Source organism: Collinsella sp. AM29-10AC, from assembly GCF_003469085.1.
Classification (GTDB): domain Bacteria; phylum Actinomycetota; class Coriobacteriia; order Coriobacteriales; family Coriobacteriaceae; genus Collinsella.
Genome location: NZ_QSKB01000042.1, coordinates 1 through 10,266 on the forward strand (window position 1 = coordinate 1; position 10,266 = coordinate 10,266).

At 55.2% G+C, this 10,266-nt stretch carries 9 protein-coding genes; 7 read left to right on the forward strand and 2 right to left on the reverse strand.

Going from position 1 to position 10,266, the window contains the following annotated elements:
* Positions 1-488 precede the first annotated feature (488 nt).
* The gene (locus DW754_RS10435) at positions 489-1,334 is read left to right on the forward strand and encodes a hypothetical protein (protein ID WP_147336403.1); all 846 of its coding nucleotides are present in this window, start codon (positions 489-491) and stop codon (positions 1,332-1,334) included.
* 184 nt (positions 1,335-1,518) lie between these two features.
* Here DW754_RS10435 and DW754_RS10440 read toward each other — a convergent pair whose 3' ends face one another.
* Positions 1,519-2,337, reverse strand: a complete 819-nt coding sequence (locus tag DW754_RS10440; protein ID WP_117759838.1) for a PBECR4 domain-containing protein — start codon at positions 2,335-2,337, stop codon at positions 1,519-1,521.
* Positions 2,338-2,810: 473 nt separating this feature from the next.
* Here DW754_RS10440 and DW754_RS10445 point away from each other — a divergent pair, with 473 nt between their 5' ends.
* From DW754_RS10445 to DW754_RS10460, 4 genes are all read left to right on the forward strand, one after another.
* Positions 2,811-3,755: a DUF6273 domain-containing protein gene (locus DW754_RS10445; RefSeq protein WP_117759840.1), complete on the forward strand. Its 945-nt coding sequence runs from the start codon at positions 2,811-2,813 to the stop codon at positions 3,753-3,755.
* 885 nt (positions 3,756-4,640) lie between these two features.
* Complete coding sequence (locus DW754_RS10450) at positions 4,641-6,527, forward strand: DEAD/DEAH box helicase (RefSeq protein ID WP_117759842.1); 1,887 nt, start codon at positions 4,641-4,643, stop codon at positions 6,525-6,527.
* A 240-nt stretch (positions 6,528-6,767) separates the two neighbouring features.
* Positions 6,768-7,709 (forward strand): DUF6273 domain-containing protein, encoded by a 942-nt coding sequence (locus DW754_RS10455; protein WP_147486956.1) that lies wholly within the window; start codon positions 6,768-6,770, stop codon positions 7,707-7,709.
* Positions 7,710-7,815: 106 nt separating this feature from the next.
* Complete coding sequence (locus tag DW754_RS10460; protein WP_117759846.1) at positions 7,816-8,319, forward strand: DUF192 domain-containing protein; 504 nt, start codon at positions 7,816-7,818, stop codon at positions 8,317-8,319.
* Positions 8,320-8,325: 6 nt separating this feature from the next.
* On the opposite strand, the gene DW754_RS10910 is transcribed toward DW754_RS10460, so the two are convergent.
* Complete coding sequence (locus DW754_RS10910) at positions 8,326-8,526, reverse strand: hypothetical protein (protein ID WP_147338937.1); 201 nt, start codon at positions 8,524-8,526, stop codon at positions 8,326-8,328.
* A 226-nt stretch (positions 8,527-8,752) separates the two neighbouring features.
* Here DW754_RS10910 and DW754_RS10465 point away from each other — a divergent pair, with 226 nt between their 5' ends.
* A complete protein-coding gene (locus tag DW754_RS10465) occupies positions 8,753-9,640 on the forward strand; it encodes a BspA family leucine-rich repeat surface protein (protein WP_147336404.1) in 888 nt (295 codons plus the stop codon).
* A gap of 223 nt (positions 9,641-9,863) precedes the next feature.
* On the forward strand, positions 9,864-10,266 hold a 403-nt coding region (locus DW754_RS10470), incomplete at its 3' end, for a hypothetical protein (protein ID WP_147338938.1).

Sequence of the window (10,266 nt, forward strand, 5' to 3'; positions counted from 1 at the left end):
TCGTCCCGGCTCGAAAAAGTGCTAAATGTCAATTCTGGTCTAACAGAGCCTTTCTATTGGCAAGCCAACATGATTGCCGTAGCGGCAACGGCCAATCCGAACTATGCGCCTCCTGTACGTTGACTTAAACAAGGTGAGCAGAAAGGTGTCCTATGGCTTCGAAATGCGCGGGACGGGGCGTGCCGTTCGGATATGACCCACAAACTGATAGGTTTGTATGGTTGAGCTCGGTACCGCTCGACAGGTACGGAGAGCGCTGCGGGCTCGGCTGCCCGTCCTGTGGCGGCAAACTGCAGGCCGTGCGGACTGCGACAAATACGCCTCACCCGTACTACAAGTGCTTCAGGCACTCTTCGCTGTCCTCGTGTGGCGGAGGTTTCGAGTCGCAGCTGCATAGGGCAGTTAAGTCTCTTCTGGCCGACTCGGTCGGCAGGGAGTTCCGCCTCCCGATGGTCTCCTTGGCGGACGCCGCGCCGCACGCGTCGAGGATGAGCGATTCCGGACGATGGGTTCACGATTGGCGGCAGACTTTCGAACAGGACGACCGCTGCGTCTATCCGGAGATCTGGGTGCCGTACTCGGCGAGAAAAAGCACCATCGAGGCCGTTGAGCTTGAGACGACTCAGGAAAACGGCCTGCGCCCAGATGCCGTCCTGACACTGAAAGATAGCCGTGGGGATCTCGGCAGGGTTGCGGTTGAAATTCGCGTGGAGCACCAAAAGTCGCTGGAAGACGCAGTAAAGTTTAGCGAGATCGGTCTGGACGTTATCGAGATAAATTTTGGCGGTATCGATTTGACCTCGGAGGATTGCGAATCATTGCTCCAGAGGATCGTATTCGGTGATCTGTCCCCGAGATGTCAGCGAGATAGGCGCCGCGAATGGCTTTGGGCTGCAAGGGCTGTATCGGTGCTGGATAATTACCATCCCTATGTAGACCAATCTGGTTTTTCTAAAAGTGAAAGGGCTCAGTTTTCATATATCGGCAGACATGCCCACATTGCCGTGGCAAAGGGTATCGGGAAGCAGGATTGGGGCAATCAGCCTCGCCTGACTTGGGAGGATTTGACTCGTCTATGCGATATCGTAGACGAGATCGATAGGGAGGCGGATTCCGAGATCGAGGGACCGGAGCTCGATTACTTCGGAACGATTGAAACGGATGCGGAATCGTACGATATGGCTGACGGGCAGGAAGATCAAGCTGTTCAACCAGATGAGAATGCAGCCGATGAATCCGATGGTTCTAACTCTGATTGGTCGAAAGGGAAAACCGACAAGAAACGATGGTGGCAGCGCAATCCCTTGAGCCGTTTCCTGAGCAGGTTCAAATAGCCGCCTTGCTTAAGCGCCATACCGATGACAGCTTGACTGTTAGCTGATATATCCGCCGTTGCATGTACTAACTTCATGTCACTCTAATCGGACTTCCCATAGAGAGGGGATGACCCAATGCACGGGTGCCATCTCAACGGCGGAAGGCTCAGGGGGCAACAGGACACTCGGCCTTCGAGAGTATTTATTTCGAGAGGCTCGTTTCGATTTCCGCGCGGCGGGCGTTGATTCGATTGCACTCCTCGGCATACTCCGTGGCGTATTCCGAAATGTCATAGAGCGATTCGAAATCCTTGTCGAAAAGCCGATCGCATAATTCAGGATATTTATTCCTTAGCGCTACTTCATTTCCGCAGCTCAACAGTATCGAGGCAAGGGAAGAAGAGTGGATTTCGGTGAGATTTTCGTCTAAATATTCAATGACCGAATAGGACATTTCGTCATTCCTGCGCGAGAGGATGATAGCGATAGGCTCAACCGTGCCAACCGACTTTTCTTGGAGTTCGATATCGCTCAGGAGTTGAAGGCTTGTCGGGGCGAAGGTTACCGGCCCCGATTTCTTTGAACCGATGTGAATCGCGCCAATTGCGAAGCCTGCTTTTGATCCGGATATCCAAATCTCAGCGTTAACTTTTGAGCGACGCTTGTTGACTGCACTCACATGTGTTGCGGTGGAACCGAATTCATTTAGGAATTTGGCTGCGATTGTTTTCATCTTAAACTTAGGCGCGATGCTATAGCCGAGGTCTTGGGGTTTAAGATTGCCTGCAATCGCTCGGGCATACACCTCATGAGGTTTGATTCGGCAATTGTGTTTGTCGATGCCCGCGAGATGACTGAAGTTGCCAGCAGAAAATGACACTTCGAGAAAACGAAGTGTCTTTGTACCGAAGCAAATAAGAAAAGATTTGCCATTCAAATTCTTATCGAACTGCTGGGCTAGTGAAATTATTGCCTCAGCTTCTTCCTTGCCGGCTAGACGCCCATAGCTGTTGCTTCTCATGAGGTGCCTCCTTTTTGGGAAAACTACCTCAATCGCTGAAACTGTCGTTATCGGTGCCGCAGCGGCAACATCTACTCTCTAAACAAATAAGGGCGCTTTCGCGCCCTTATTGATTCTCGGTTGCTGCCTGCCAGTCTGCTCTCCTAAACCGAAGTCTAGGCGCGGGGGCTTAGGCCCCTAGGCTTGAACGTACTCGAGGTCAAGCTCTCCAGGCGCGTCCACGTACACCGCGCCGAACGTCAGGTTTACCAGCCGAGTCTGGATCCCTTTCGAGATGTCTAAATTGTACCCTTACATGACAAGAAGATCAACATCATCCCAATAATAATTTTGATTTTGCTTTTAAGTCCAAGTTGAAGAGGCTGCGAGGGCAAAGATTGCCATGCCGCTGCGGCAAGACAGGCTGCGTCTCCCACGCCGTATCGTACGCTCCCGCATGCAATATCAATCCCCATACGAAGGGAGTGTCGCATATGCATGCAGCGGCAATTAACCTTCGGGGGGGGGTATCTCCTAGGAATACCCGCCTCCGAGGGCAGTCAATCATCGAGTACGTCCTGATCGCGGCCGTCATCGGTTTGGTAGTGATCTTCGCCGGCCCTCAGGTCTCCGGAGCCATCCGAAACCAGTTCAACCAAGTCACCAACACGGTCGACTCCGGGACCGAAGGCGACAGCTTCTTGAGCGCGGAGGAGAAGGCTTACCGCGAGGCGATGAAGACCGTTGCGAGCAAGGAAGCCAAGGACTGGACGCTCGACGAGCAGAAGGCGGCGGCCACCGACATCGCCAAGAACGGCACGTCGTCGGTTGTCTATGCCAAGGCCAAGGCCGCCATGGATGCGGGGACAACTTGGTCGGTAAAGCTGACGAACGGTAAGACGATGACCTACCGCATCATCGGTATCGACCACGATGACCTCGCGGACGGTTCAGGCAAGGCGGGGTTGACGTTTGTAACTACCACCTATAGAACATTTGGAAGCCAGAAGATGAACGCTGAGGGAACAACTGCCGGCGGCTGGGAGAAGTCGGAGCTCCGTCAGAAGATGAACTCCGGCGAGATCTGGAACCTCATGCCTGATGATTTTCAATCAAAGGTGCAAACCGTCACCAAATTGACGAACAACACGAAGGGGCAAGATCAAAACTCAATAGTTACTCCGACTAACGATAGACTCTATTTGCTTTCATCGACTGAACTCTGGGGTGATAAAGATGGCGATGGTACTCAATACGAATTTTATAGGGTAAAAGGCTGCACAAGCTCGAGTGCAAATTGGCGTTACATTCCCGGAAACATTTGGACTCGCTCTCTAGTTGGTAATTACGGATTTAGGTGCACAAGCAACGATGGTGGCTCAAATTGGACCGTTTCGAATGGCTCTAATACAGATATCTGCCCTGCCTTCTGCTTCTAATTCATCTTTCTGTCTCTAGATTCATCTGTTAAGCCCGCACAGCCCGTGCGGGCTTTCTTTTGCTTCCAACCACCCAGCCCAACACACGGGGCGCCCAAAAAGGCGCCCCGCAGCAAAACACCTTGTTATCATCCCCCATATCGCAAAGCTAAAAGCCCTGTTTCCGCCCTTTTGTCTATTCCTGCCCCTCTACCCGCGCGTTACCCCCTTACCTGTGCCGCTCCGCCACACAATTCTCACCGCCGCGGCGGTTTACCCACGACCCGTCAAAACCCCCGAACTCAACCGTCGCCCCAGCTACGCGCCACACTCCCCGTAGCCGAACCGCCTCCACAACACGTTCAAACTCCCCGCAAAATCTTCCTGTTCGATAACCACCTACCCGCGCATCTAGTAACCCGAATTGTCTCCATCTGCCCGTCCGACACATCGCCAGGCGCAATTCCTCACTATCCACCTGCCGCTCGGCCATCATTCCCGATAAACAAATATCGCCCGACTGGCTATTCTTGACCTATCCGGTTGCCTGCCGCGCGATCCGACGCCTGATCAGCATCGGTGAGCGCCGAGCGCGGAGGACGTGGCCACTAAGGGCCTGAAAGAGTCCGCAAGTGCTCAAAACTTGGCGAAAGGCGCAAAGGATGACGGGACCCATTTCGGATACCGAGTACCCAGGTGAGGTCGATATAGGCGGTTTTAGCAGACTACGTCTCCTGCCAGCGATTACCCTGAGAGGGAAAGGGTCTCGTAGGGTTCCGTAATTCAATGCGACCGATCGTCGCCTGGACAAGGGGCCGGACTTCATGGCCATATGCCGCGAATCCATAAACGCAAATTACCCATACCACGGATCCGCGGCACAGGCCTCCATGAGATAGGAGCCACATGTCCGCGAGCGGTTTGAAATTAAGGGACTACCAAGCGGAATGTATCGACATAATCGACAACCTTGACGGCGGCGCCCATCTGGTGCAAATGGCAACCGGCTTGGGCAAGACCGTCACGTTCGCGAACATCCACAGGCACGGCCGAATGCTGATTCTGTCTCATAGGGACGAGCTGGTGGCGCAGCCGGTCAAGTATTTCGATTGCCCCGTGGGAATCGAGAAAGCCGAAAGGCATTCGGATGGCGAGCCAGTCGTCTCCGGTTCGGTGCAGACCCTATCGCGCGGCACCCGCCTTGAGCGGAACTTCAAGCCGGGCGATTTCGACCTCATCGTGACCGACGAGGCGCATCATGCCTCAGCGCCAACTTACCGCAAGATAATCGATTACCTGCAACCCCGTCTCCACATCGGTTTCACGGCGACGCCGAATCGAGGCGACGGTAGGGGATTGGACGATATCTTCGAGGATATTGTCTTCCAGCGCGATCTCCTCTGGGGTATCCGCCGCGGGTACCTCTGCGATATCGACTGCATGCAGGTCGAGGTCGAATGGTCCACCGCTGGCGTGAAGCACGTCGCGGGAGACTTCCAGCTGAACGCCCTAAACGACGCCGTGAATCGCCCGAAATCGAACGCGCAGGTCGCCGAGGCATACCGCCGATTCCATCGCGGCCAGACTCTCATCTTCGCCTCGTCGGTCAAACATGCCTACGCGTTGGCCGAACTCATCGAGGGCGCGGTGGTCGTCGATGGCAAGACCCCGATGGACGAGCGCCGCCAGATTATCGAGGACTTCACCGCTCGAAAGATTCCCGTCATCATCAATTTCGGTGTATTCACCGAAGGCACTGACATGCCTCTCATCGAGACGATTCTACTAGCCCGGCCGACGCGAAACTCAACTCTCTATACGCAGATGGTCGGGCGCGGCCTGCGTCTCTACGAGGACCCCGAAACGGGGTACAGGAAAAAGAACCTGCTGCTGATAGACTGCGTGGGCGATTCCGATAAGAACGATATCTGCACGGCTCCGAGCCTGATCGGCATCGACCCGAGTGACCTCGATGAGAACGAGAAAAAGGCCATCCGTGGCCCTCTGTCGGGTCTACGCGACCGTATCGAGGCATCCGAGGACACTCCCGAGGGCTGGGTTCTCTCCGCCCGCAAGGTCGACCTCACATCATCGAGCCAGAATATCGCTTGGATTCGCCGCGCAGACGGCTCGAAGGTCATCCGAGGCAAGGGCTGGTCGGTTCGCATGCACGCCCCCGATATCCTCTACCGCGTCATGGTCGATTTCAACGGCAACAACAAGACTGTCCGTGAATATGACGATGAGACTGAAGCCGAGGCCGCAGTTCGACGCTGGTTAGACCACTATCCCGTACCCTCCCAAGACAGATCCCTATGGGACACTGAATCTGTCAAAAAATGGGGCAACAAGCCCGCCTCCAGCGCCCAAATCGGTCAAATTAGGCGCATGCTTGGTGACGATGCCGAGGCGATCGATGTCGAGCACCTAACGAAGCGCGAGGCGGCTGCGGTTCTGGATAACGCATTCGACAAACAGGAAAAGGCCTTCGCCGATATCTATGGTTTGTGTCCCAAATGCGGCCAAGCCCTAAAGCTCACTAAGAACAAGAAATCCTTCACTTGCACTTCGAACCACTGGTCACAAGATGGTTCATGGAGGCTGGTTTCGGGGTGCGGGACGACCTTCAAGGTAAGAGCCGACGGCCATTGCATAAAACCCGCCGACCTCAAGGCTATTCGCGAGAACGGCTTCTACGTATGGCGCGGGAAGAGGTACGCCTTCGAACCCGCCAGAAACCATGGCGACTTCAGTGCCATCAGATGCATCGGCGAAGCCGATGATGACTCCTGATGGATATACGCCCCCACATTTCACAACTCAAACCTGTCCAGCCCTAACGGCTGGACATTGCTTCATTCCTGGTCGATCGGAGTGCTTTCAATAGCATCCTCTCATTGACTGATTTCTTTAGTCATCCTCAAACCCAGATCACAACTGCTGTCCTTGCCGCAGCGGCAAGACCGCCGCAAACCCCCACACCGTCCCTACGATAGCGCCGTATCTATTAGCCCTGAGCGAAGGGAGCCGCATATGCATGCAGCGGCATTTTCGCCTCGGGGGGGGGTCGTTCCTGAGACGACCTGCCTCAGAGGTCAATCGATTATCGAGTATGTCTTGATCGCGGCCGTCATCGGTCTGGTGGTGGTATTTGCGGGACCGCAGGTCTCCAGCGCCATCCGCAACCAATTCAACCAGATCACGAATACGGTTGACGGTGGCACCGATGGAGACAGCTTCCTGAGCGCCGAGGAAAAGGCCTATCACGAAGCCATGAAGACGGTTGTGAATAAGGAGGCAAAGGACTGGACGCTCGACGAGCAGAAGGCGGCGGCCACCGACATCGCCAGGAACGGCACGTCCTCGGTCGTCTACGCCAAGGCGAAGGCTGCGATGGACGCGGGAACGACCTGGTCGGTGAAGCTGACCAATGGCAAGGCGATGGCCTACCGCATCATCGGCATCAACCACGATGACCTTGCCGATGGCTCTGGCAAGGCGGGCCTGACGTTTAAGGCGACCAACACCGCCTTGTCTACCCAGAGAATGAACGCCACCCAGACCAACGCCGGCGGTTGGGAGAAGTCGGAGCTTCGCGGCCGTCTCAACAGCGGTGACCTCTGGTCGCTTTTGCCCGGCGAGCTCCAGTCTAAGGTGAAGTCCGTCAAGAAGATAACCGATAACAAGGGCGGCGGTACCGCCGGCACGCCTTCGGCCACGACCGACAAGGTCTTCCTGCTCTCGATGACCGAAATCTACGGTGGCCTCGACTCCGATGGTACCCAGTACGAGTACTACAAGTCCAAGGGTGTGTCGATGTTGGAATATTCTGGAGCTTCGTTGAGCCTCGATTACTGGACTCGTTCGGTGCACCCGAGCAGCGGCGCGGGATTTCGCTATGTCTATTACGGCGGTCGCTATAGCAACGGCAGTGCGACGAACAACAGCTACGTGTTCCCCGCTTTCTGCTTCTAGCCAACCCTTCTAGCACCCAAATTGCCGCAGCGGCAAATCAGCCTCGCTAGACCCCATGACCCCTATCTTCAAACCATCAAAGACTTTGGCTTGAGAGGATACCTTCATGGCAGATAGCGAGGCTCGCCTGTTCGACGCAACTGGAAACAACATCGGCTCCTACAAATTCGAGGTGATGGACACCTTCTGGAAGCGCTTCATGGGATTGATGGGACGCCCCGAGATGCCAATCGGTGATGCCGGATTGTTCCGCAACTGCTCTTCAATCCACATGTTCTTTATGAAGATTCCCCTCGATGTCATTTGGTACGGAGCGGCAGAGCCAGATGGTCACGCACCCGTCTTGGCGGTATCGAGGGCCGTCAAGCCTTGGCAATTGTCGTTCGGCCCGAAGCACACTCAGGGATGCCTCGAAGTGACCGCCGGTACCGTCCCCATGAACCTCGATTCAATTGAGATCGTAACCACATCCTCCGACCGCCCGAAAGCAGCCGTGACCCCTCCCGACTACCGAGATATCGTTCGAGATCGTATCCAAGTGACCAGATGCTCTGATACCGCGGCTCACCTCGGTGGTGCTGCCGCACTTTTGCATAGCCGTGCCCTTTAGAAATACCTACACGCTACCTAATCGTTGCTGACGACCAACACAGCTGTCATGGTTCATTCGATTGATTTTCAAGAGCTTCTTCTCCCTGGCTGATTTTTTAGCCATTTCCCTCAATTTGAACACGCCAAACCATCCACTGATTTCTTTAGCCATTCTCAAACCCAGATCACAACTGCTGTCCTTGCCGCTGCGGCACATCGGTTCCATGCGGCACGTCGCGGGCTACGCTTCCCCATGATTTCAAAGCAATCCGAGAGGAGCCGCACATGAACGCAGCGGAAATTCCTTTCGGGGGGGGGTATCTCCGAGATTTACCCGCCGCCTGAAGGGGCAGTCGACGGTAGAGTACGTCCTGATCATCGCGATCATCGTTTTGGTGATATTGATTGCCGGGCCGTGGGTCTCATCCGCCATCAGGAACCAGTTCAACCTCGTGGCAGGGGCTATCGGGTCGGGCACCACGGGCGAGAACTTCTACGAGCCGGTGGACATCCCCGACCCCAACAAGGGTACTGCGTTCGCGGTCTACTCAGCCGATGACAATAGCCTCATGTTCTACAAGCGCCGCGGCGTGCCTAAGGCGGGAGACATGTTCAACTACCGCAGGGTGACCGATGTTTACACGGGGTATGAGACGGGGACGTATACGCTTGTCGAGACTCCTACCAACCGATATGGCTCGTCGACCGCTCCCTGGGCGGCGCATCAATCGCAGATTGAGGCGGTCAAGATCGTAGATGATCGCATCGCCCCTAAAAGCGTAAGCGTTTGGTTTTCGAACATGACTAAGCTCAAGTCCGTTGATGTCGCACGGCTTGATACATCCAAATGCACCCAGATGGCCGATACTTTCTTCATGGCAACACAGTTGCAGTCACTCGATCTTTCCTCATGGGATGTCTCAAGTACATACAACTTCAACTGCATGTTCCAAGAGTGCCATTCGCTTAAGAACCTTGATATTCGAGGTTGGTCTGCGCACCCTGATAAAGCAGGGCTGTTCGGGATGTTTTTCGACTGCTTATCCCTGCAATCCCTCGACCTTTCGGGCTTCGATCTCGCTTCGACGGTCAATGCCAACAAGATGTTCGGCCATTGCCAATCCCTATCGAAAGTTTCCCTTGGTCTAAATTGGAAATGGGTCATCTGTGATAATGGTGAAGGTACTAACTCATATCTTCCGACTCCCCCAGCCGACACCATCCCCGGTGCCGACGGTAAGTGGTATAGCGTTTCGTCTGGCAGGGGATACACACCGCAGGACATCCCGAAAAACACTGCCGATACCTACGTTGCGTCTAGGGGTATGCTTGCACGATAGGGGAGACCCTAGATAGCGCCCCGCGCAGGCGCACCGTGATACTTCCAGATTTTCCGTTTCGACTACCTATGTAGCCGCATAGGCGGATAGCTACGTACCTCGGTAGGCGTGCGGTCCAGTACGTGCGAAGACACCATTGCCGCAGCGGCAAGACCGCCCCAAAGCCCCGCTACACCCCTACCCTTGGCTTGTATCTACCAACCCTGAGCGAAGGGAGCCGCGTATGCATGCAGCGGCATTTTCGCCACGGGGAGGGGTATCTCCTAGGAGTGCCCGTCTCCGTGGCCAATCTATCATCGAGTACGTACTGATCATCGCGATCATCGGCCTAGTGATCGTGTTCGCCGGACCCGGCGTGGCGGGAGCCATCCGAAACCAGTTCAACCTGGTCGGAAACACGGTCGACACCGGTACCGACGGTGGCAATTTCATGAGCGCGGAGGAAAAGGCCTATCAGGAGGCGATGAAGACCGTCGTGAACAAAGACGCGAAGGACTGGACGCTCGATGAGCAGAAGGCTGCAGCCACCGACATCGCAAAGAATGGCACGTCCTCCGTTGTCTACGCCAAGGCGAAGGCCGCGATGGATGTCGGCACAAAGTGGTCAATCAAGCTCACCAATGGCG